This is a genomic window from Proteiniphilum sp. (genome assembly GCF_040307845.1).
Taxonomy (GTDB): Bacteria; Bacteroidota; Bacteroidia; order Bacteroidales; family Dysgonomonadaceae; genus Proteiniphilum.
In genome coordinates this window covers 116,029-139,461 of sequence record NZ_JAWRIS010000062.1, presented here as the reverse complement: position 1 = coordinate 139,461, position 23,433 = coordinate 116,029, and the positions used below count along the sequence as shown (strand labels likewise).

The 23,433-nt window shown below is 46.2% G+C and carries 14 protein-coding genes; 5 read left to right on the top strand and 9 right to left on the bottom strand.

Features of this window, described 5'->3' with window-relative positions; translation table 11 throughout:
- Window positions 1-7 precede the first annotated feature (7 nt).
- The 6 genes from ABV001_RS16335 to purL form a co-directional block, all read right to left on the bottom strand.
- On the bottom strand, window positions 8-1,996 hold the full coding sequence (locus tag ABV001_RS16335; RefSeq protein ID WP_352423783.1) for a DUF4954 family protein: 1,989 nt from the start codon (window positions 1,994-1,996) through the stop codon (window positions 8-10).
- A gap of 149 nt (window positions 1,997-2,145) precedes the next feature.
- Window positions 2,146-3,162, bottom strand: a complete 1,017-nt coding sequence (gene recA / locus ABV001_RS16330) for a recombinase RecA (protein WP_352423782.1) — start codon at window positions 3,160-3,162, stop codon at window positions 2,146-2,148.
- 48 nt (window positions 3,163-3,210) lie between these two features.
- Window positions 3,211-3,681, bottom strand: coding sequence for a thioredoxin-dependent thiol peroxidase (gene bcp / locus ABV001_RS16325; protein WP_352423781.1), 471 nt, complete (start codon window positions 3,679-3,681; stop codon window positions 3,211-3,213).
- A 215-nt stretch (window positions 3,682-3,896) separates the two neighbouring features.
- Window positions 3,897-5,006 (bottom strand): DNA-processing protein DprA, encoded by a 1,110-nt coding sequence (gene dprA / locus ABV001_RS16320; protein ID WP_352423780.1) that lies wholly within the window; start codon window positions 5,004-5,006, stop codon window positions 3,897-3,899.
- Between the two features lie 108 nt (window positions 5,007-5,114).
- Entirely contained in the window at window positions 5,115-5,516 is a 402-nt protein-coding gene (locus ABV001_RS16315; protein WP_294082339.1) for an acyl-CoA thioesterase, read from the bottom strand.
- Between the two features lie 38 nt (window positions 5,517-5,554).
- On the bottom strand, window positions 5,555-9,256 hold the full coding sequence (gene purL / locus ABV001_RS16310; RefSeq protein WP_352423779.1) for a phosphoribosylformylglycinamidine synthase: 3,702 nt from the start codon (window positions 9,254-9,256) through the stop codon (window positions 5,555-5,557).
- A 130-nt stretch (window positions 9,257-9,386) separates the two neighbouring features.
- Here purL and ABV001_RS16305 point away from each other — a divergent pair, with 130 nt between their 5' ends.
- Window positions 9,387-10,022 carry a LysE family translocator gene (locus tag ABV001_RS16305; RefSeq protein ID WP_352423778.1) on the top strand — a complete coding sequence of 212 codons (636 nt, stop codon included), beginning with the start codon at window positions 9,387-9,389 and terminating at the stop codon, window positions 10,020-10,022.
- 79 nt (window positions 10,023-10,101) lie between these two features.
- On the opposite strand, the gene ABV001_RS16300 is transcribed toward ABV001_RS16305, so the two are convergent.
- Window positions 10,102-10,599 (bottom strand): metallophosphoesterase family protein, encoded by a 498-nt coding sequence (locus tag ABV001_RS16300; protein ID WP_352423891.1) that lies wholly within the window; start codon window positions 10,597-10,599, stop codon window positions 10,102-10,104.
- 143 nt (window positions 10,600-10,742) lie between these two features.
- Here ABV001_RS16300 and ppk1 point away from each other — a divergent pair, with 143 nt between their 5' ends.
- From ppk1 to ABV001_RS16280, 4 genes are all read left to right on the top strand, one after another.
- Window positions 10,743-12,812, top strand: coding sequence for a polyphosphate kinase 1 (ppk1, locus tag ABV001_RS16295; RefSeq protein WP_352423777.1), 2,070 nt, complete (start codon window positions 10,743-10,745; stop codon window positions 12,810-12,812).
- Window positions 12,813-13,063: 251 nt separating this feature from the next.
- On the top strand, window positions 13,064-13,918 hold the full coding sequence (locus tag ABV001_RS16290; RefSeq protein ID WP_352423776.1) for a LytTR family DNA-binding domain-containing protein: 855 nt from the start codon (window positions 13,064-13,066) through the stop codon (window positions 13,916-13,918).
- Between the two features lie 150 nt (window positions 13,919-14,068).
- Complete coding sequence (locus ABV001_RS16285; RefSeq protein WP_352423775.1) at window positions 14,069-16,414, top strand: TonB-dependent receptor domain-containing protein; 2,346 nt, start codon at window positions 14,069-14,071, stop codon at window positions 16,412-16,414.
- Window positions 16,415-16,775: 361 nt separating this feature from the next.
- Window positions 16,776-17,903, top strand: coding sequence for a glycosyltransferase family 4 protein (locus ABV001_RS16280; RefSeq protein ID WP_352423774.1), 1,128 nt, complete (start codon window positions 16,776-16,778; stop codon window positions 17,901-17,903).
- A gap of 114 nt (window positions 17,904-18,017) precedes the next feature.
- Here ABV001_RS16280 and ABV001_RS16275 read toward each other — a convergent pair whose 3' ends face one another.
- Both ABV001_RS16275 and rpoC read right to left on the bottom strand, forming a co-directional pair.
- Window positions 18,018-19,037, bottom strand: coding sequence for a stealth family protein (locus ABV001_RS16275; RefSeq protein ID WP_352423773.1), 1,020 nt, complete (start codon window positions 19,035-19,037; stop codon window positions 18,018-18,020).
- Between the two features lie 74 nt (window positions 19,038-19,111).
- On the bottom strand, window positions 19,112-23,395 hold the full coding sequence (gene rpoC, locus ABV001_RS16270; protein WP_352423772.1) for a DNA-directed RNA polymerase subunit beta': 4,284 nt from the start codon (window positions 23,393-23,395) through the stop codon (window positions 19,112-19,114).
- Window positions 23,396-23,433: the final 38 nt, after the last annotated feature.

Below are 23,433 nucleotides of genomic sequence, written 5' to 3'. Positions count from 1 at the left end.
AGGGTGTTTATTGTATATTCTTTATTCTTTCTATCAATTCGTTTCCCAGTGCCTTCTTATCTTCTATATGCTTCAGGGTGGCCATGACAAAGGGATTCTTGTCAAAAGCACCCCGTACATATTCAAAGTCCATTGCCCGGTCCTGAATATTACCGTCGGCACCGAAGCCGGTTTTGAAAGAAAGTGAGAATTCTTTTTTTGCGTCACAGTAAATCATCTCATCGAGACCAATTACCGCTGCTTTCCATTTATCCACAATTGAAATCACATCAGCGGCCGTGATCTCATCGGCTTTTATTCCGTAAAACGACTGGATTTTATCCCAGGCCCATGTCCATTCATTTTCATAGTAGTCCTGGTGTAGTTTCCGGAATACATGATTGATTTCCTTCAGTGAGGAGATCTCTCCCGATTCGATATTACAGAGTAGTTCGTCGATTTCCGATTTGGGAGCTATCAGTCCGGAGACATCTACCCATTCTCCCTGTCCGGTCGCCCCTTGCGGGTCAAGCCGCTGCCTGATCTCTTCATTACTTTTAAACCGGGTATTCTCTAAACGCTTGATAAGCGAGTTCCCAAGGAATTTATGGATAATGATCTCGTAGAGCTTTAATCCCCTTTGGAGCGATGAGTTGGAGATAACGCAACTCTGGAAGGTATAAAATTCGGATGTCTCGCCGGCGGCCGATTGCAGGTTCTTAAGGATCTCTATGCCGGCAAACACTTTTTGGATGGTGTAAGGGCTGAGCAGGTTGAAATTGATACAATCGAGCCGGTCGGGATCTTTCCGTCGGTCTCTTTCCGGCCACTTCTTGGCATCACGGATAGTACCCACGCTGCGTAAGTTCACACCCGGTGCGATATGGGTACCGTTGTCTTTTTCCACCAGGTAGGAAAAAGGAAGATTCGATGTGTCGGCATGTTGATAATGACGTCCCAGGATCAACGAGAAAGGCCCCACTTTGGCAGGCCATAATACGTAAGAGTTACTGGTGGTTTTGGCGCCCCGTTCAATGATCCCCTGGTGGATAGGCCCCAGTTTATACATGTGGTTGCTCTGATTGGAACCCGACCCTGCGTTCATAAAGGAGAACATCCCGGCAATCAGCAAGGTCGATTTATGATGGGTAACGGTGTATGGTCCGGCAAAAAGGGCACAGGCTTCCCCGTTCTCACCCTGGCAATTACTGAAAAAGAGGGAGTCGGAAGCGGAATAACCGTGGTCGATATGACAGGCCTGTCCGATGAAACAGCGGGAGATAATGGAGCCCCCATCGATGGTGGAACCGGAGCAGACAATGAAATCCTCGGCAATCACATTCCGTCCGATATAAACCGGATCATATTCATTGCTGTTGATGCTCCCGTTTTTGAGTTTCATCGCACCGGTGATCTTACAGAAAGAGCCTATCCGCACGTTTTTGATATAACCCACGTTCACGATTTTGCAGTCGTTTTCGATGATTCCCCTGTCAGATGCATGCTTGTTGCAATAATAATCGATGATCGCTTTCATCCGTTCGACCAATTTTGGACGATGGCGGTAAAGGGAATAAATATAGGCAAAATGGGCGGAGAGTTTGTCGGTGATATGTACTTCTCTTCCCCCGGTTTCGTTCAACACATTGACTTGCACTCCGTTCCCGAATGTAGTCATCCCGTCGACCAGGATCACATCTATATTCTGGATAAAGCAATTATCACCGATAGTGTAGTTGGCTATATAATTCTGCACATTCTCGATCACTACATTGTCGCCGATGCTACAATTATGAATGACAGCGCGGTTGATGCCGGCATGTTTTTGTAACCCGCCGGGCAAAGAAAAAACCTTCTCAAATATGCCGATCTCTACTCTTCCTGAAAAGTGGCTTTCCCGTATATGACATGGGTCGAAGCCTTCTTTTACAGTAATATTTTTCCAGTCGGTACAGCTACATCCGTTTTTTTTCAACTGGTCGATTTCGGATTGTTTTAAGTTCCTGCGAATTTGCATAGTCTAATGTGCCAATATGCTAATGTAACTAATGTGAGTAATGAGATGAATAGAGAGAAGTTAAGAAGTTGAGAAGTTAAGAATCCTGAAATTAGTGATTAAAACAAAAAAGAGGGTAAAATCATGATGGAAATACCCTCTTTAATCTGTTATTTGTTCTCCTTGAGTGCCTCGAAGATGAGTTTTTCGAGTTCTTCTGCCAATTCGGGATTATCTTTGACAGCAGCTTTGGCCGCGTCGCGCCCCTGACCCAGTTTAGTGTCGTTATAACTGTACCATGAACCGCTTTTCTTGATGATTCCCAAATCGGATCCCAGATCAATAATCTCTCCTGTACGTGAAATTCCTTCTCCATACATGATATCGAACTCCGCTTTGCGGAAGGGGGGGGCCAGCTTGTTTTTGACAACCCTTACACGGGTAGGTTTCCCAACCTGTTCTTCACCTTCTTTGATAGCAGTACCACTACCGCGGATATCCAGACGTACTGAGGCATAGAATTTCAATGCATTTCCTCCGGTAGTAGTTTCCGGATTGCCGAACATCACCCCGATCTTCTCACGTAACTGGTTGATGAAGATACAGGTGGTATTGGTTTTGCTGATGGCTGAGGTGAGTTTCCTGAGTGCCTGCGACATCAATCGTGCCTGTAAACCCACGTTGGAATCTCCCATTTCTCCTTCTATCTCTTTTTTTGGAGTGAGGGCCGCCACCGAGTCGATGACGATAATATCTACTGCGGAGGAGCGGATCAATTGTTCTGCGATCTCCAATGCCTCTTCACCACTGCTGGGCTGTGAAATGAGTAGTTCATCCGTATTTACGCCCAGTTTCTCGGCATAAAAACGGTCGAAAGCGTGTTCGGCATCTATAAAGGCCGCTACACCACCCGCCTTTTGGGCTTCGGCAATCGCGTGGATGGCGAGTGTGGTCTTCCCTGATGATTCGGGTCCGTAGATCTCAATGACACGCCCGCGCGGATAGCCGCCCACCCCCAGGGCCACATTCAGGGCAATGGAACCGGAGGAGATAACCGGCACCTCTTCCACTTTTTCGTCACCCATCATCATGATAGAGCCCTTGCCGTAGGTCTTTTCAATCTTGTCCATCGCTGCACGCAGCGCTTTTAATTTTTCACTGTTCTTGTTATCTTTTTCGTCTGCCATGTTTTTAGCTATGTTTAATGTTTTGCACTTGACTCCATTGCCGATTTATCAGTCCCGGCCGGTTTCCATATTCTCTAATATCTGCTCGGCATGGTTTTTCGTATCCACCCCTCTTCCTTCTATTTTGTCACGGATAATCCCGTTTTCATCTATAAGGAATGTAGTACGGACGGTACCCATGAATTTCTTCCCCATCATCGATTTCTCTTGCCACACCCCGAATTGCTCTACCAGCTTCTTATCACTATCGGCAATCAGAGGGAATGGAAGCGAGAACTTCTCGATGAATTTCCGGTGTGATTTCTCACTGTCGACACTTACACCCACGATTTCGTACCCTGCTTTACGAAGGTCCTTATACCCGTCACGCAGGCTGCATGCCTGTGCTGTGCACCCCGGCGTATTATCTTTCGGATAAAAATAGAGAGCCAGTTTTTTTCCTCTGAATTGCTCCGCCTTTACCGGTTCCCCGTTCTGGTCTGTGCCCAGTATTTCGGGTATTTTGTCGCCAATCTTCATCTTGTTAAACTATTTTTCTCTTTCGTAAATTCTTGATCTCGTAAGTAAAACCTATTGATATCACATTTGTGTGGTCGAACAGGTTATTTACCAAAGGCACGTGTAACTATCTTCCTGTGATTTTGGGCTGAACGGAAGGATTAGTACAACACCAAAAAGTAGTATGATCCTTTTGCTTGTGATTCGCACTTTTTATGTCAAAGATATAAAAAAAATCACACTAATTGATACATTCCTCCCGGGAGTGATGTAACAATATTTTTTACTTCCAATTCCAGTAATGTCATAAACAAATCCGAGACAGGAATGTTGAGTTCGATAGCCAGGGTGTTCACATGCATGGCTCCCTTTTCGTTGAGTTTTTCGAATAGTACCGACTCTTCTTCCGATAGTTCGGGGAAGAGGTCTTGCTGTATCGGGATAGATTGCTTCTCATCGGGTTCCCATCCCATGTGAGAAATAAAACCGTCGATGCTTTGAAAGAGGATGGCTTTGTTGTCCGATATCAACCTGTTGCAACCGGTCGACATTTTATCGCGGATACGGCCCGGTATAGCGAAAACCTCCCTGTAGTAAGAGTTGGCAATGTCGGCAGTAGTAAGTGATCCTCCCTTCTCAGCCGATTCAATCACTACGACCGCATCCGCCATGCCGGCGACGATACGGTTGCGCTTCACGAAATTGTGCTTGTCAGGATTGGTACCGCTGGGAAATTCGGTAAGTAGCGCTCCTTGTTGCAACATCTCCACAGCTGTCTGCCGGTGTATCTGGGGATAGATGCGGTCCAGGCCGTGTGCCAGTACGGCCACAGTGGAGAGGTTGTGCTTCAATGCTGCCCGGTGGGCACAGATGTCGATGCCATACGCCAGTCCGCTGATGACCTGTACGTCGGGTATCCTGCGTGATAGCTCTTCGATGAACTCTTTACAAAAATCTTCACCATATCGGGTGGAGTTGCGTGTGCCCACCACACTGATGGTCTTTTGGTGGTTGAAATCGGCATTGCCTCTGGCATAGAGCAACAGGGGTGCGTCAATACACTGGGTAAGCCGTTGGGGATAATCGTCGTCGGTAAAGAAGAAGAGCCTTAGCTTATTGTTCTCCACGAATGCCAACTCTTTTTCTGCTTTTTTCAGTACTTCCGGATCACGAATCTCATTGATCAACCGTCTTGAGATGCGGGGAATGGCTTCCAGCTTGCGGACATCCTCTTTGAAGATCGCCTCCTCGTCGCCTATCACCTGCATCAAAGTGCGGGCGTGCATCACTCCCACGCCTTTGATCTGTGTGAGCGCTATCCGATATAGGTCTTTGTTTGTGCGCATGGCTCTGAAATTATCAATTACTAATTATCGCGCAAAGTACACTGTCACTCGAAGAGTACCTCTCCACCATTCCTCTTTTCAACTTAACCACTTAGGCACCTAATCACTTCAAATATATTCCGCAAACGCTTCATCAAATATTTCAGGTTGCGACAATTTGCCGTTCACCAGGTTCACCACCTCGATCTTTGCCTTGGCGCACACTGTATTGTCTGATAGGCGAATGATCTTCTGATGGAAAATATATTTCACGCCTACTCTTTCGATACGATGTACCGTACAATTGAACTCATCCATGCCAATCAAAGGGACTTTATACCGAATCTCCACCTGTGAGACTACCGCATCAATCCCCTGCAAATGCAATTCATGAAAATTGAGTCCTACTTTTTCCAGGAACTCATGTCGTGTCACCTCGAAATAATGCTGATAATTAGCATTGTTTACATGTCCCTGCGTGTCACACTCGTAGTCACGCACCTTCATCTTATAGGTGAAAATTGGATCCATTGATTTTTCGCCTCCTTTCCTGATTCTATGTATCCGTTTTATTTCTTTTGAACATTTTCTTTTATCCACTCCCTCGCATTGGCGAACGCTTCCATCCATGGTGTGACCTCATGCTTGCGGTAGGCGTGCGGGTACCAGGCGTTTTGCCAGGGGAAGATGGAGCGTTCGGGGTGAGGCATCATCGCCAGATGGCGCCCGTCGCGGGAGCAGACGGCGGCAGTGGCAAAGTCTGAACCGTTGGGATTGCCCGGATATTCGTCGTAGACGTATTTCGCAGCGATATGGTAAGCGGACTCCGATTCCGGCAGGCTAAAACGGCCTTCGCCATGGGCTACCCATACGCCCAGTTTTGTGCCTTCGAGCGATTGGAGCATTACCGAATTATTCTTGGGAATCTCTAAACTGACGAAAGTGGATTCGAATTTATGGGACAGATTGTGCTGCATCTTGGGATGGTTGTCGCCCATCTCCGGGTAGATCAATCCCAACTCCATCAGCAACTGGCAACCGTTGCAGATGCCGAGGCTCAGCGTGTCTTCTCGGGCGAAAAAATTATTCAGGGCGGCTTTCGCCTTTTCGTTATAGCGGAAACCACCGGCCCATCCCTTGGAGGAGCCCAGTACGTCGGAATTGGAGAAGCCCCCGCAGAAGATGGCAAACTGCACATCTTGCAATGTCTCGCGCCCGGACGTGAGGTCGGTCATGTGTACATCCTTTACGTCGAAGCCGGCCAACCAAAGCGTGTATGCCATCTCCCGTTCGCCATTGGTGCCTTTTTCACGGATAATGGCGGCAGTGAGTCCAGACCGTTCTTGCCTTCCGGAATTCAACCCGAGGTCTTCCATCTTTCCGGTGAAAGAAGGGTTGAAACCGAACTGGAGCGGTTGGTTTTTATAATTCCCGAACCGCTGTGCAGCGCAGGTTTCTCCGCTCTGCTTACGGTCGAGCAGGTAGGAGGTTTTGTACCATATATCCCGCAACTGGTCGATATCGAATTCTTTACGGAAGGTATCTTTGGAGATCACCAATTTGCGCTCTTCTATCGGACGCGCTATGATGGCCGCTCCTACGCCGTAATCCTGTAGGATTTTCTCCACTAAGCGGTGATGTTTCACCTGGATGATTACTCCCGGATTTTCAGAGAAGAGAATTTTAATCAGGTCTGCATGGTGAATCTTATCGAAACGTGCTTCCAGTCCACCTTGCGGGTTGGCGAAGCACATCTCGAGCAGGGTGGTGATCATTCCTCCGGCGGAGATATCATGTCCGGCAAGGATCAATCCGCGGTTCACCAATTCCTGTACGGCGGCGAAGGTATTCTTGAAATATTCGGCATCGGTTACTGTGGGTGCTTCGTCCCCAATCTTGCTCATGGTCTGGGCGAATGCCGAACCTCCCAGCTTGAAGGTGTCGAACGAGAAATCGATGTAATAGAGGTAGGTGCCTCTTATGTAGGCCAGCACGGGCGACACGATCTTACGGATATTTTTCACTTCGGCGGCGGCGGAGATAATCACCGTACCCGGAGAATACACTTTATCGTCGCCATATTTCTGTGTCATCGAGAGCGAGTCTTTTCCGGTAGGGATATTGATGCCCAGGTCGCAGGTAAAGTCGGAGCAGGCTTCCACGGCTTTGTAAAGACGGGCATCCTCTCCCGGATTGCGGCAGGGCCACATCCAGTTGGCACTGAGGGAGACGGATTGCAGTCCGTCGGCGAGTGGTGCGAAAACAATGTTGGTAAGCGCTTCGGCCACTGCCATCACCGAACCGGCGGCAGGGTCTATCATGGCTACCTGTGGGGCATGTCCGAGTGATGTGGCCATGCCGGCATAGCCGTTGTAATCGAGTGCGATGGCGCCGCAGTCGCTCAGCGGCAGCTGGATTTCTCCCTGGCACTGCTGGCGGGCGATTTTTCCGGTCACGGAGCGGTCCACTTTGTTGGTAAGCCAATCCTTACAGGCGACCGCCTCTAACTTCAGTACGTTTTCTATATAGGTGCTGAGTGATTCTTGGTCGTATTCGGGCGCACTGTATGCTTCGGTGATGGTGCTGTCTTCCATGATGGTGACGGGTGGCTTTCCGAAGAAATCCTCCAATTCCATGTCAATGGGGCAGGTACCGTCCGGCTGGCGGAAGGTGAATTTCATATCACCTGTAGTCTCACCCACTACGTACATGGGAGACCGTTCACGGGAGGCGATCCGTTCAATGCGTTCTATATCTTTTTGCGCTACCAGCAAACCCATCCGTTCCTGGCTTTCGTTGCCAATGATTTCCCGGGCGGAAAGTGTCTCGTCGCCCACCGGCAGTTTATCCATCTCAATCACACCACCTGTCTGCTCCACTAATTCCGACAGGCAGTTCAGGTGACCGCCCGCACCATGGTCGTGGATGGAGACAATGGGATTTTCTTCGGACTCAGCCAGAGAGCGGATCACGTTGGCTACCCGTTTTTGCATTTCGGGGTTGGCGCGTTGCACAGCGTTGAGTTCAATGCCGGCAGCGTATTCTCCTGTATTGACCGACGAAACGGCGCCGCCACCCATACCGATGCGATAATTGTCGCCGCCCAGTACCACTACTTTCTCACCGCTCTCCGGCTCACCTTTTTTTGCATCGCGTTTATTGGCGTATCCTACACCGCCGGCAAGCATGATCACCTTGTCGTAACCGAACTTCTTGTCGTTTTCGACATGCTCCAAAGTGAGTACTGACCCGCAAATCAGTGGTTGGCCGAATTTGTTCCCGAAATCGGATGCTCCGTTGGAAGCTTTGACAAGTATTTGTTCAGGCGTTTGATAGAGCCACGGGCGTGGGGGAAGCGTTTGTTCCCATGCACGTCCCTCTTCGAGGCGGGGGTAGGAGGTCATGTAAATGGCTGTCCCAGCCACCGGCAACGAGCCTTTCCCACCGGCAAGCCGGTCGCGGATTTCGCCACCCGTACCGGTAGACGCACCATTGAACGGTTCTACGGTTGTGGGGAAGTTATGCGTTTCGGCTTTGAGCGAGAGCACGCTTTCTACCTCCCTGGTCCGGAAGAAATCAGGCTTGTCGCCGCTTGCCGGTGCGAACTGCTGTATGGCAGGGCCTTGTATGAAAGCCACATTATCCTTGTAGGCCGAGATCAGGCTGTTGGGGTTGACGATAGAGGTCTTCTTGATCAACTGGAACAGCGTCATCTCTTTTTCTTCACCATCGATGACGAATTTACCGTTGAATATCTTGTGGCGGCAGTGCTCGGAATTGACCTGTGAGAATCCGAACACTTCGCTGTCGGTCAATTTACGTCCCATCTTTTGGCTAACGCCGTTGAGGTAGTCGATTTCCTCATTGCTCAGTGCCAATCCTTCCGCCTGGTTGTAAGCAGAGATATCATCGATATATATGATTTCTTCGGGTTGCTTGTCAATAGTGAAAACAGTCTGGTCCAGTTTGTCATATTTGCGTTGTAACATCGGATCAAATTCCGTTGTGTCACCGTTCATATAGGGTGTGTATTCTTCGATGCGTGTAATTCCCCCGATACCCATATTCTGGGTGATTTCCACTGCGCAAGTGCTCCATGGAGTGATCATCTCACGGCGGGGGCCGATAAAGGGTTGGTCTATACTTTCTACGGGGAGCATTTCCGCTTCGCCAAATAACCAGATCAGTTTCTTAACATCTTCAGGAGTGAATTCCGAATGGGTTTGTACGGCGATTACGCTTTGGGAGGGAGCTTTGAAAAATGTAATCATATCTCTTTTTTGTCAAACTTTTATCAATCTGAATGGAATCACAAAGTTAATAAACTTTTTTGTCCTTTTTGATAATGAATGTACCTTTGCAACGGAAATATTAGAGTCATATCTCTGTAAAGAGCTGTATATGTTTGAAACAATCGCCAAAGGATTTCTCATTGGATTGTTGGTCTCTGCCCCTATGGGCCCGATTAATATGCTGGTCATTCAACGAACGCTTAGCCGTGGCTGGCGGCATGGCTTCATAACAGGAATGGGAGCCATGTTGTCAGATTTGATATATGTTTTGATTACATTGGTAGGCGTGGGTTTAGTAGCCGATTTCTTTGACAAATATGAACAAACGATACAAGGGGTGGGGAGCGTTGTCCTTTTCTTCTTCGGCCTCATGGTTTTCCGTTCTAACCCTTTGAGAGACTGGACTCCCGATCAGTTGTGCAAGGAGACACGTTATGTGAAGGATTTTATTTCATCGTTTTTACTTACCTTTTCCAATGTGGCGATTATCCTGATCCTCATGGGCCTTTATGCCCACTTTTCATTTAATCCTTTGGGTGATGGGAGAAATTTTTTTGTTGCCGGATTAACCGGTATTATCATGGCTACATTTGGATGGTGGTTTTTTCTCACGACCATGGTTTCCCGTTTACGTAGACATTTTAACCGCAGAGGATTGGTGTTATTGAACCGGACAGTAGGTGCCATCCTCATGCTGTTGGGAGCAGGGAAAATTATTCTGTCATTTTTCCCCGGATTGTTATAGCTTTTCTTCCAAATCTCTTTAACGCCTTTACCCTCTATCTTTTTACAACCGGCTTCCCCCCATCTCCCAGTCCCCCTGTCTACACTTGTTTTCCGATCTCGATAACTTCCAAATCTCTGATATTCCCTTCGTCCAGCACAAAACGGAGTAGCGTGCGTACCTGATGGAAGCCGTATTTTCCCGCAGCACCGGGATTCATGTGGAGGCATTCCAGTTTTTTATCGTATATCACTTTCAGTATATGGGAGTGGCCTGCAATAAAAAGTTTTGGAGGGTTGTCACGTAACTTCGGAAGGACGGCCGGGTTGTAACGGCCGGGATAACCGCCGATATGGGTGATCATTACATCCACCTTTTCGAGGGTGAAACGCAACGTGTGGGGATATGCCCTGCGGACGGCAGCATCGTCGATATTGCCATACACTGCACGGAAGGGTTTGAATGCTTCGAATTGTTGTGCCAGGGCAAGTGAGCCTATGTCGCCGGCATGCCATACTTCGTCACACGGGGCAAAGTATGTCTCGAATTTAGGATCCCAATAACCGTGGGTGTCTGAAAGCAAGCCGATTCTTTTCAATTTCATTTGGCGTTTTCTCGCAACGACATAATCCAAGCAAGCTTGTCTTCTGTTCGTATTGCTTAACGAAAACGTTCATTTTTTTTATTCGGCCAAAGTTATTATTTTTATCGCATAATTCAAAAAGGAATCGAATTCAAAATATGAACAACTCTATATATAGGTATTTCAAACGCGATATTAGTTGGCTGTCATTTAATTACCGTGTTCTCTTAGAGGCCAGGGATGAGCGGTTGCCGGTATACGAGCGGATTAAATTTCTCGCCATCTATGCTTCCAATCTGGAAGAATTTTATAAAATACGTGTCTCAGGATACCACAGTTCCCTGCTGGAGAGTATCAAGCGTGACGAGTCGGTGGAGGAGGCGATGAAGACCATCGTACAGATCAATAATGAGGTCACGGCCCAGGAGGAGGAGTATGATGATATCTTTCATGAGATGATATTACCGGAGTTGAGGCGCAATGGCATCATACTCTATCAGAGTGACAAGGTGGAGCCATTCCATCAGGAATATGTAAGCAAATATTTCAATGAAGAGGTGTTTCCCTATTTGCAACCGATGATTATTCAGAAGGATGATATCCATTCGTTTATTCAGGATGGTCGCATTTATCAGGTTATCAGCCTGTTGAAAAAAAAGAAGAAGCAGGGGTATACTTATGCCATTATGAAAATTCCTTATACCAAAATTCCCCGGTTTATTGAACTTCCTTCCTATGATGGCAAGTATTATATCATGTTTATTGATGATGTGATCAAGGCCAATATGCAGAGTGTATTCCCGGGATATCGGATTGAGGATTGTTTCAGCATCAAGATCTCCCGCGATGCCGACTTCTCCCTGGAAGACGAGGATCAGAAAGATATTGCGGAGGAGATCCTGCGCAAGGTGCGCAAACGGAAGATAGGGGCGGTCACCCGGTTTCAGTATGATAAGGATATGCCGGATTATTTTCTGCACTATCTCTGTGAGGCATATGAGATTGAAGAGGAAGAGCTGCTTCCTTCCGGGCGTTACCTGAACAGGGCAGATCTTTCCAAGTTACCCAATCCTGTGGGGGATTCATTGAAGCAGCATCTGCCGCCACCGCTCCGGGTGCCGGAAGTGGAAGCCAATAGTTCTATCCTCAGGGTATTACGGAAACAGGATGTGTTGCTGCATTTCCCCTACCAGTCGTTCGATTATCTGTTGCGGTTCCTTATGCAGGCAGCATTCGACCCGAAAGTGCTGGAAATAAAGGTGACTCAGTACCGGGTGGCGGAGAATTCTGCCGTTATCAACAGCCTGATCAGCGCTGCCAAGAACGGAAAAAAGGTGACAGTATTTGTCGAACTGAAAGCCCGGTTCGATGAGATGAACAATTATCTTACCTCCGAACTGATGCAACAGGCAGGGGTAAAGATCATTTACAGCCTGCCGGGGTTAAAAGTACATGCCAAACTGGCCTATGTGCGCAAGCGCAGCAACGATCCGGATGAGCCTATTAAGGGATATGCTTATCTGGGAACGGGCAATTTCAATGAGAAGACGGCCCGTATCTATTCCGACAAGGGACTGCTCACCTCCAATAAAGAATTTATCAGGGATATCGATGAGGTATTCCGGGTATTGGAAGGAAAACCTTACATGCATAATTTCAAGCACCTTTTGGTGACACAGTTCAATATGCTTCCCGAGATCCACAGGATGATCGAGCGGGAGATCAATCAGGTGAAAAACGGCGGTATCGGTTACATCATACTGAAAATGAATAGCCTGGAAGATAGGGGTGTGGTCGATGCGCTTTACCGGGCCAGCGAGGCGGGAGTAAAGATAGACCTGATTATACGCGGGATATGTTGTCTGGTTCCCAACCAGCCGTACAGTAAAAATATCACGGTGACCCGTATTGTGGACGCCTATCTCGAGCATGCACGGGTCTGGTACTTCTTTAACGGAGGGGAAGAGGACATCTACCTGACTTCGGCCGACTGGATGCAACGCAACCTGCACCGCCGCATTGAAGTGGCTTTTCCCATATATACTGAATCGTTGAAACGACAGATCATCGATATATTAAAAATACAGCTTGGAGACAATCAAAGCGCGGTCTGGATCGATGAAAACCTGCAGAACGTCTTCAAACGGGATACGGCTCCGGCTGATGCTCCTCCTGTGCGCGCACAGCAGGCAATCTACGAGTACCTAAAGAAATCCACCGGGCAGTAGGGAGTATTTTTACCGTGCTATTTCAGTTGAAGAGGCGAAAGAGAGGGTTCAAAAAGGACTCAAAAAATGTTTAAAGAAAAACATAGTCAAGAGAAAGTCGCTTGATAATGAGTGTTTTAATATTGTCAAAAATACTTCATGGGGTACGCTTTCTTTAATATTTTCCGACATAATGGGGAAATATTTATTATGTGTGATATGTAAGCAATAACCACATGATAGGTCAATATTTATGATAGAGCAAACTATAAATGGAAAATAAACTTGCAAAATATTTGTCCCAACCGGCGCCGGTAAACGACCGGCCCTGGCTGACCGTTATCTTGGTAACAGTTATTGTCGTTTTGATTTTATCCCTGTTCGAACCTTTTGGCTTTAGCGGTCAAATGAGCGTTTTATTATGGTTTACGCTGGCTACTGTGCTATGTGGTACGCTTGTATTTGTGGTCTTTCCAAAAATATTTAAACAATATTACACTGCTGAGAGATGGACGGTAGGCAAGACACTATTGTCTTATCTGTTCCTTATCATTTTAATGGGATTAAGTGTCACATCACTTAATTATTTTGTTTTCATCACCCATCCTCCCGAAAATTATCTTCCGGTTTTCCTGACGGATATGTTCGCTTCGTTGACAATTGGCATGATACCGCTATGCATCATCACTTTTATTATTCAAAACCGGGCTTTGAAACGGAATCTAAACGAGGCGAAGGTGATGAACAAAGCGCTTGCCGAAAGAGTAACCCCGGATAAAACAGAAGAGGGAGTTATCACACTTACCGGTTCTACCAAAGAGTCGTTAATAACCAGCCCTGAGGATATACTATTCATTGAAGCTACCGGTAATTATGTCAATGTGCATTATAAACAGGATAATAAGGTCGGGTACAAATTGCTTCGTACTACCATCAAGCAAGTGGAGGAGTCATTGCAGGATCAACCGGTATTCGTGCGATGCCACCGTACATTTATCGTCAATACCCAAAAGATTCACAACGTAACCGGAAATGCGCAGGGATATAAATTGTCCCTTTATGACACCCTTGAAGAAATACCTGTTTCCAGAACTTACCTCAAATCTTTCCGGGATATCTTGCGTTGAAAGTTTGTATTTCGTCCCAAAATGCTGTGATAGGACGCATATTTTTGCATTTGATCACTAAACCGGTCTGGTTGTCACTATAATTTTCGGTTCCGTATTCTGTGATGTATGTTTGCAGCAAATTCAAACATAAAAACAGGTGAAACGAGTATGAAGGCAACAATCATTTTTCTTGTATTATCATTCATTCCTTATTGGACCAGTGCGCAATCCATTCAAAAAATTTCAGGTAAAGTCCTTAGTGAAGACGGTTCTCCCACAGACGGCTATAATGTGATATTGTTGTCGCCTCAGGATTCAACCCTCTATAAGGGAGATTTCTTTTTAGATCCTGATTTCTTCATTGAGACGAATCGGCTTCCTGTTTTAATGAAGGTGACCTCTTTTGGTTTCAGGGATACCTTGTTTTTGGTTTCGTCTAACATTGAAGAGTTGGCAGAAATCCGCCTTGCTTCTCAAAGCTATACGCTGAATGAAGTGGTTGTTAAGGCTTCATTACCCATGTTTAGCATGAAAACCGATCGTATTACATTGAACGTGGAGGGAACCGCTTTGAGCGAATCAGGTTCGGCTGTGGACGTGTTACAGAAAGCCGCACGTGTTAGAGTCGAAGAGAGCGGGATATCCGTTTTAGGAGTTGGTAATGCGATGATTATAGTGGATGGGCGGGAATTGCCGGCAAGCCAATCACTCGGGACGCTCTCTTCTTCCGAAATCCGGAAAGTAGATATTATCACCAATCCTTCATCAAAATATGATGCAAAAGGCAAAGCTGTCATCGAGATTACTACTAAAAAGGCGAAACGTGATGGATTTGGCGCGGCGGTTACCAGCCGGATGAGCAAGGGAACCTATTGGAACCCATATATGGGGACTGAAATTTCAGCTAAAACAGATAGAGTATCGTTTTACGGCTTTTACGCATACTCCACGGGAAAAAGCCTTATTACCGAATCGTATGTGAGGGACTACACGAATGAAATACCGCCACTATACGGATTAGTGGATATGGAAAGCATCAACAGGACCACTGGAAGCCATCGTATCCGGTTATCGGGAGATTATGATCTTTCCGACAAGCATAAAGTGGGACTGCAATTGAGTGACCAATTCCTGGACGGAAATAACAAGAAAGAGGAGACCAGCCGTACTTATAGTTCTGCCGACATTCATCTGCCGCCGGTATCCGAATTGGCGTCATTGCAGGAAATCCCTTTTAAAAGAAATTACCAGACAGCTACTGCGTATTATTCTTATCAATCGTCTCCCACGGGGATGAAACTGAATGCCGTGTTGGACCGGTCGCGTTACGATACCAAATCGAATGCCCTTATCCATGAAACCGGAAATTCGACTGTTATCACAAAACAAAACGACGTAAAGGCCACAATTGACATTGCATCTTTCAAAACGGATGCTTCTATTCCCCTTCCAAAAGGGTACAGGTTGGAGACAGGAGTAAAATACAGCAATATGCATAATCGGAGTAATACGCTATTTTCAACGGGAGGTGGCATTTTACGTGATATCGATTACGACTATAAAGAGAATATCGGAGCCTTCTATTTCCTGTTGTCCAACCGATTCGGGAAAATAGATGCCGAACTTGGGGCGAGAATGGAGGTTTCAGATAACTATGCGACCACGGATGTGGTTGTGCAGGATACCACCCAATGGAATATCTTTCCAAGCGCTACTCTAAATTGGAATATTGCGAAAGATTGGGACGTGAATTTTTCTTATGCGATGAAAATATCCCGACCCACTTTTCAGGATTTGAATCCTGCCATAGACTATGTGGATTCGACAACTTATTTTCAGGGAAATCCCGGCTTGGTGCCTGAAATTCGCCACGCCCTGACCTTGAAATTATCCTATTTGAAAATGATAACATTGGGAGTCAGTTATACAAGAAAGAATGATCTGTTAGCGTGGTATGTGGAGCAAGATCCCATGAATCCGGTTTTGACGAGGATTACCCAAAAGAATATCAATAAATCAGATGTTTTATCGGTGGATGCAGTGCTGCCCTATCAAAACAGGTGGGTTAGTGGTTATCTGTCCACAGGCATGATTTATACTATCAGCAACGATAGAGCGTCGCAAATAGCCAATCTGAAACAGCCCATGTGGTATGCTTATTCGGGCTTTGACTTTACATTGCCTTACGGTTTCAAGGTAAATGCGAATATCCGGTATTTTACAAAGGGATTGGAGAATGTTTTTTATTTCGACCCGGTCTTCAGGATGGATATAGGTATTCGAAAATCATTCTCAAGTGATAAATTGACTGCAGGCATTATATGGAACGATGTGTTCCGCACGGACGATATGACCACCTATACTACTCTCAATAACAGGTATATCGGTTATCATTATTATTATGATCGCCAACTGGTGAATTTCTCTCTTACTTATCGTTTCAGTTCTCAAAAAAGTAAATATCAGTCACGTTCTTCTATCAATGAGGAGAGTAAAAGGATAAAAAATTTGTAATCCAAAAAAACATGCCGGAAGTCCGATATTGATTGGATCCGTTGAAAAAAACATAATTGCTCATATTGATTATGTCCGACTATTGTTGTATTTTTGTATTGGCTGTATTTCAATAAAGTAACTATTTGATGAATAATTTCAAACGCTTATAAATATGGTAAACAATAATATGACTGAATTAGAGAAAATCCGATTGAAAAAAAGTACTGTTTTAGCAAGGGGGGTGACTGTAGCCGAAACAGAACTTATATATTTCTTCGTCAATTAGTACCACCAGGGAAAGGACAATATGCAAAGTTAGCTGAACGAATAAGATACTCTCCTGCTGATGTATAATAATTTATCTAAATTGTCAAATAAGATGAGAGAATCAAACAATAAACTTACCTGTAGTATCGCTCCATCCGGAAAGGAAAACAAATACATGGATTTGATGAGAACAGCGGTACGTATGCTAGATATAGAGCCACTGCCCGGCAAAAAGAGAGGTTCCGCTGATTATATATGGCATCATTGGATTGAAAAATTTGATTCTCTTTCTGTTATTAAACTTTTAGCTGCTACAAAGAAAAAAATCATCTGGAATGTTCATAACAAAATTCCACATGATATTCGAAATACTCAGAAGGCAAAGAAGATTATGATTTCAATGGCAAGCATCGCTCATAAAATAGTGATTCATTGTCAGGAATCTGTGGAAATAATTAAGGACCTTTGTCCTAACAATCCGGACATTTTGAGTAAAATTGTTTATGTTCCGCATCCGAATTATATCGGAATATATGGTTCAGAAAAATCTGAAAACCACCTCCGGAATGACAAATTATCATTGTGTTTTTTCGGAAAAATAAAAGCATATAAGAACATTGAACTACTTATTTCGGCGATAAACGAACTGGATTTCGATGATGTCGAGTTAAAGATAATCGGACGATGTTGGGATACGAAATATTTTCAAGACTTAATTGGTGAAAACAAGCATATTAAAACCAACTTCAGATTTATTGCTGATGAAGAAATTCCTGAGATATCGGCAAACTGTCATCTTTTCGTTTTTCCTTACAATTTAGAATCTTCATTAAACAGTGGAGCTACACTATTGGCGTTTTCTTATGGACGATCCGTTATTTCGTCTCTAACGGGAACGCTTGCCGATATACAAGACAAATCAATGTTCTTTTCTTATACCTACAACAATCCTGTTGAACATAAGGAAGCTTTGAAACAGCAAATAATTTCAATTCGAGACAAATATAAAGGGTGCTATAATGACCTTTTACTGCTGGGTGGAAAATGTCGTGAATATGTAGCTAAAAACAATTCTTTAGAACAAGTCTCGAAACAATTGACCCTTGTTTTCGACAGCAAGGAGAAAGCTCCTAAAAATATAAAAACGCAATTCGCCTGCTTGCGATTGCGTTTGTTATTTCCATGGCTAAAAATAAGTTCTCTTTTTAGAAAAGCATCTCATATTTTTCAGCATCATTGAATCTCGCGTTAGCAATTTTGATTCATTGATGAGATGCATGATGAATTTTTTTTCTATTCTGTTATTCATACGATTATTTTATTTTTTCTTGTTGGTGTATGGAACTCGCGATAATCATCCCTTGGGTGTAATGGTGTTCATGCTCGTTTCAAAACTTGATTTTTCGGGCAAAATACTTTCAAATGCAGTGCGAATCTCGTCCATCGTTTTCACATAATCTCTGATATGTATGTTGTCGTTCAAGCACACGAGCGAGTAGGATTGCTCACGGATGGCTCGTACCGCTTGTTTGGGTCTCACCATCAGCGGGAACATTTTTGTATCCTGATAGGTATTGTATGGTTCAAAATTTCCCTGGCATATTTGCCAGGTACGAAAAAGCTCCGGCGTCAAATCATTTAATGCCCTGAACCTGTTCACCGATGTTTCGGTTAACTCTTTGCCGGCAGCCGCCCAAACTTCTTCGAAAGTGCTTTTCAAAAAGGGTTGCGCATTGTGAGGCGTACGTAATGTCACAAATTTGCCGTATGGTTTTAGAAGGTAGTTCCATCGTGCCTTGGATCCGTAGGATTTGTCGAACCATTTATCCTTATATTGGGCCATTACTTCCTTTTTGTCGAAATGTTCGTTTATGACCCTGATATTGTTTTTAATACGCTTGTACCATTGGGACCAACCGGGATTGTATTGAAATACTGCAATATCGCAAGGCAAACCGTTTCTGAAAAAGCGCTCTTGACGAATGGAGTTAATAATATAGAAATCGTCATTAAAATACACAAAATGCTCGGCTAAATCGGGGATTTTATGCAAATACCGTTCAATCACAACAGAATTGTAGCTTGGCAGAAATTCATTCGGGATGAAGTCTTTGTGGGACACCAGATTCAGTTTCGGATTATTCTCGTCCAACCAATCGGGTTTTTGACCGCAAGTTACGAAATGAATCTTACGAACCCAAGGTGCAAAATTTTCAACCCCTCTAAACCAATACTTTAAAAAGCCATAATCACGAAAGCGTGCTTCCGAAACTTCGTTTTTGGTGTTGTCTATCTTTCCGGAATATTTGGCGAAATTTTTTTTCCACTCAGTATCGTCCATGTCGACCCAAGTAATCACAAAATCTATCTCCATTGACTTTCCTCCTAAAAAAAGAGGCTGTCTCAAAAATAAAGACAGCCTCATAAATGTGGCTAGCTACTAAGAATTTATTCCTCCGTAGCCTCCTGGAATAAGTTTACACGTTTGTTGGCATTCAGTTTCTCGAAGTCTTCGCGTGAACCGACTACCAGTTTGTCGAACTCCCTCTGGCCGGTACCGGCCGGGATAAGGTGCCCACAGATCACGTTTTCTTTCAGACCTTCGAGTGAATCGACTTTTCCGTTGATGGCAGCGTCATTCAATACCTTGGTAGTTTCCTGGAACGAAGCAGCCGACATGAAACTGGTCGTCTGGAGTGCTGCACGGGTAATTCCCTGCAACACCTGGTTTGCGGTGGCGGGAACGGCATCGCGTGCTTCCACCGGTTTCAGGTCGCGACGTTTCAGCGAACTGTTTTCGTCGCGCAGCTTACGGGCGGTCACGATCTGTCCCGGTTCGAATAGTTGCGAGTCGCCGGAGCTGATAATCACTTTCTTGCCCCAGATACGGTCGTTTTCTTCCATCATCTCATTCTTGTCGACCAGTTGCTGCTCGAGGAAGCGGGTATCACCCGGGTCCACTACTTCTACCTTACGCATCATCTGGCGTACAATGACTTCGAAGTGCTTGTCGTTGATCTTCACGCCCTGTAGACGGTATACGTCCTGTACTTCGTTCACGATATATTCCTGTACGGCCGTCGGGCCCTTGATAGCCAGAATATCCGACGGGGTGATGGCTCCGTCGGAGAGTGGCATTCCTGCGCGTACATAGTCATTTTCCTGTACCAATATCTGTTTGGATAGGGGCACCATGTATTTCTTCACTTCACCTGTTTTAGAGGTGATGGAAATCTCCTGGTTCCCGCGTTTGATCTTGCCGAACGATATCTCGCCGTCGATTTCGGCGACCACCGCCGGATTGGACGGGTTACGGGCTTCGAACAACTCGGTTACGCGCGGCAGACCTCCCGTGATATCACCTGCCTTGCCTACGGCACGCGGGATTTTCACCAACACATCCCCGGCTTTGATATCGTCGTTCTCATTTTTCACGATGTGCGATCCGAGTGGAAGGGTGTAAGTGCGTAGTACATCGTCATTCTCATCCACGATATGTGCCGAAGGTGCTTTGGTTTTATCACGTGATTCGATGATCACCTTCTCCTTCAAACCGGTCTGCTCGTCAGACTCGACTTTATAAGTGAGGTTTTCGGTGAAACTCTCGAACCTGATCTTTCCGGATGCTTCGGAAACGATAACCGCATTGAACGGATCCCATTCGCAGATCAGGTCGCCTTTTGTCACTTTGTCACCCTGGTTGAAATAGAGTTTCGAACCGTAAGGTATGTTGTGCGCCAGCAACACGATTTTGGTGTTGGGGTCTACGATACGCATTTCCACCAGGCGGCTCACTACTACTTTGTAGGGTTTGCCTTCGGCATCAGTAGTTTCTACATAACGGAGTTCGTCGAATTCGAGCGTACCATCGTATTTGGTCACAATGCTGTTTTCGGCAGCAATGTTGGAAGCGATCCCCCCCACGTGGAACGTACGCAGCGTAAGCTGTGTACCCGGTTCACCGATGGACTGGGCGGCGATTACACCCACCGCTTCACCTTTCTGTACCATCCTGCCGGTAGCGAGGTTCCTTCCGTAACACTTCGCACAAACGCCGTGTGACGATTCGCAGGTGAGTACCGAACGGATTTCTACCCGCTCGATGGGTGATTCTTCTATTTTCTTCGCTATATCTTCGGTGATCTCTTCTCCTGCGTTCACAATGATCTCTCCGGTGTTGGGATGCTGCACATCATGTACCGACACGCGTCCCAAAATACGCTCGTAGAGTGAGGCGATCACCTCGTCGTTATTCTTGATGGCGGTAGCCACCAGGCCACGCAGTGTGCCGCAATCTTCCTCATTGATGATCACATCCTGTGACACGTCAACCAGACGACGGGTAAGGTACCCGGCATCGGCTGTCTTCAACGCCGTATCGGCAAGACCCTTGCGGGCACCGTGGGTGGATATGAAGTATTCCAATACCGACAATCCTTCCTTGAAGTTCGCAAGGATGGGGTTCTCGATGATCTGCGCTCCTTCGGCGCCGCTCTTTTGCGGTTTGGCCATCAATCCACGCATACCCGACAACTGGCGGATCTGTTCGCGTGAACCACGGGCACCCGAATCAAGCATCATATATACCGAGTTGAATCCCTGGTCGTCTTCGGCAAGTTGCTTCATCAGGATATTCGAAAGCTTGGAGTTGATATGCGTCCAGGTATCGATGATCTGGTTGTAACGTTCGTTGTAGGTGATGAACCCCATATTGTAGTTATCCATGATCTGTTCCACTTCGGCATATCCTTCAGCAATAAGTGTTTCCTTTTCAGCAGGGATGATCACGTCTTCGAGGTTGAACGAGAGTCCTCCCTTGAAAGCCATATAGTAACCGAGCGATTTGATATCGTCGAGATACTGTGCCGTGCGGGCTACTCCACAGGTCTTGATCACTTTTCCGATAATATCGCGGAGCGATTTCTTGGAAAGCAGTTCATTGATATATCCTACCTCTTTGGGGATGGCTTCGTTGGTGATTACACGTCCCACGGTGGTCTCGTGCATCTTACGGATAGGGTTGCCCTCTTCGTCGATATCATCCACGATTACCTTCACCAGGGCATGCACATCCACTGCTCCTTCATTATAAGCGATAATGGCTTCTTCCTCCCCGTAGAAGGTCATGCCTTCCCCTTTTGCGCCGGGGCGGATCTTGGTGATATAATATAATCCCAATACCATGTCCTGTGAGGGAACGGTGATCGGTGCCCCATTGGCAGGGTTGAGGATATTGTGGGCGGCGAGCATCAACAATTGTGCTTCGAGGATGGCTTCGTTGCCGAGCGGCAGGTGGACTGCCATCTGGTCACCGTCGAAGTCGGCGTTGAATGCCGTACAGGCAAGCGGGTGCAACTGAATGGCCTTACCTTCGATCAGCTTGGGCTGGAATGCCTGGATACCCAGACGGTGGAGGGTAGGGGCACGGTTCAGCAGTACCGGATGCCCTTTCATCACGTACTCGAGGATATCATATACCACCGGTTCTTTTCTGTCCACGATTTTCTTGGCAGATTTCACCGTCTTGACGATGCCCCTTTCGATGAGCTTACGGATGATAAATGGTTTATATAGTTCGGCTGCCATATCTTTCGGCAAGCCGCATTCATGCATTTTGAGTTCGGGTCCCACGACGATTACCGAACGTGCCGAGTAGTCCACACGCTTACCGAGCAGGTTCTGGCGGAAACGTCCCTGTTTCCCTTTCAGACTGTCGGAAAGTGATTTCAACGGACGGTTCGACTCAGTCTTGATCGCACTCGATTTACGTGAGTTGTCGAACAGCGAGTCTACCGCTTCCTGCAACATACGTTTTTCGTTGCGCAGGATCACATCCGGAGCCTTGATGTCGATAAGACGTTTCAGGCGGTTGTTACGGATGATCACACGACGATAGAGGTCGTTGAGGTCGGAAGTGGCGAAACGACCCCCATCCAACGGAACCAACGGACGCAGGTCGGGCGGAATGACGGGGATCACTTTCATGATCATCCATTCCGGCTTGTTGATATTCTTCGATCCGCGGAAAGCCTCCACTATCTGCAGTTGCTTCAACGCTTCGTTCTTGCGCTGTTGAGAGGTGTCGGTGCTTGCACGGTGACGAAGTTGGTGAGCCAGCTTGTCGAGGTTGATCCTTTCCAGTAGGTCGAGGATTGCTTCTGCTCCCATTTTCGCGATGAACTTGTTGGGATCGCTGTCCTCAAGTAATTGGTTTTCTTTGGGGAGCGTGTCCAGTAACTGGAGGTATTCATCTTCAGTGAGAAGATCCTTCTCTGCTACCTGGTCTTCCAAAGCGCCGGGTTGAATCACCACGTATCTTTCGTAATAGATAATGGAGTCCAGTTTTTTTGTCGGGATTCCCAGGAGGTATCCTATTTTGTTTGGCAGCGATCTGAAATACCAGATATGAGCCACAGGAACCACCAGGTGGATATGCCCCGTACGTTCGCGGCGTACTTTCTTCTCGGTAACTTCCACACCGCACCGGTCGCAGACAATGCCTTTATAGCGGATACGTTTGTATTTCCCGCAGTGACATTCGTAATCTTTTACCGGCCCGAAGATCCGTTCACAGAACAGACCGTCGCGTTCGGGCTTATAAGTGCGGTAGTTGATGGTCTCGGGTTTTAATACTTCGCCGAAAGAGTTCTCCAGAACCTGTTCGGGCGATGCCAGCCCAATTGTGATTTTTGAGAAGTTACTCTTTATTTTGTTCTCTTTTCTAAATGCCATATACTAATTAAGTATAAAGAGTTATGATGTTTAATGTG

Bases quoted from the DNA above. Each gene is read 5' to 3' on its own strand.
- ABV001_RS16285 (WP_352423775.1), top strand. From the start codon at position 14,069: ATGAAGGCAACAATCATTTTTCTTGTATTATCATTCATTCCTTATTGG.
- rpoC (WP_352423772.1), bottom strand. From the start codon at position 23,395: ATGGCATTTAGAAAAGAGAACAAAATAAAGAGTAACTTCTCAAAAATC.
- purL (WP_352423779.1), bottom strand. From the start codon at position 9,256: ATGATTACATTTTTCAAAGCTCCCTCCCAAAGCGTAATCGCCGTACAA.
- ABV001_RS16305 (WP_352423778.1), top strand. From the start codon at position 9,387: ATGTTTGAAACAATCGCCAAAGGATTTCTCATTGGATTGTTGGTCTCT.
- ABV001_RS16315 (WP_294082339.1), bottom strand. From the start codon at position 5,516: ATGGATCCAATTTTCACCTATAAGATGAAGGTGCGTGACTACGAGTGT.
- ABV001_RS16335 (WP_352423783.1), bottom strand. From the start codon at position 1,996: ATGCAAATTCGCAGGAACTTAAAACAATCCGAAATCGACCAGTTGAAA.
- ppk1 (WP_352423777.1), top strand. From the start codon at position 10,743: ATGAACAACTCTATATATAGGTATTTCAAACGCGATATTAGTTGGCTG.
- bcp (WP_352423781.1), bottom strand. From the start codon at position 3,681: ATGAAGATTGGCGACAAAATACCCGAAATACTGGGCACAGACCAGAAC.
- ABV001_RS16290 (WP_352423776.1), top strand. From the start codon at position 13,064: ATGGAAAATAAACTTGCAAAATATTTGTCCCAACCGGCGCCGGTAAAC.
- recA (WP_352423782.1), bottom strand. From the start codon at position 3,162: ATGGCAGACGAAAAAGATAACAAGAACAGTGAAAAATTAAAAGCGCTG.
- ABV001_RS16275 (WP_352423773.1), bottom strand. From the start codon at position 19,037: ATGGAGATAGATTTTGTGATTACTTGGGTCGACATGGACGATACTGAG.
- dprA (WP_352423780.1), bottom strand. From the start codon at position 5,006: ATGCGCACAAACAAAGACCTATATCGGATAGCGCTCACACAGATCAAA.
- ABV001_RS16280 (WP_352423774.1), top strand. From the start codon at position 16,776: ATGAGAGAATCAAACAATAAACTTACCTGTAGTATCGCTCCATCCGGA.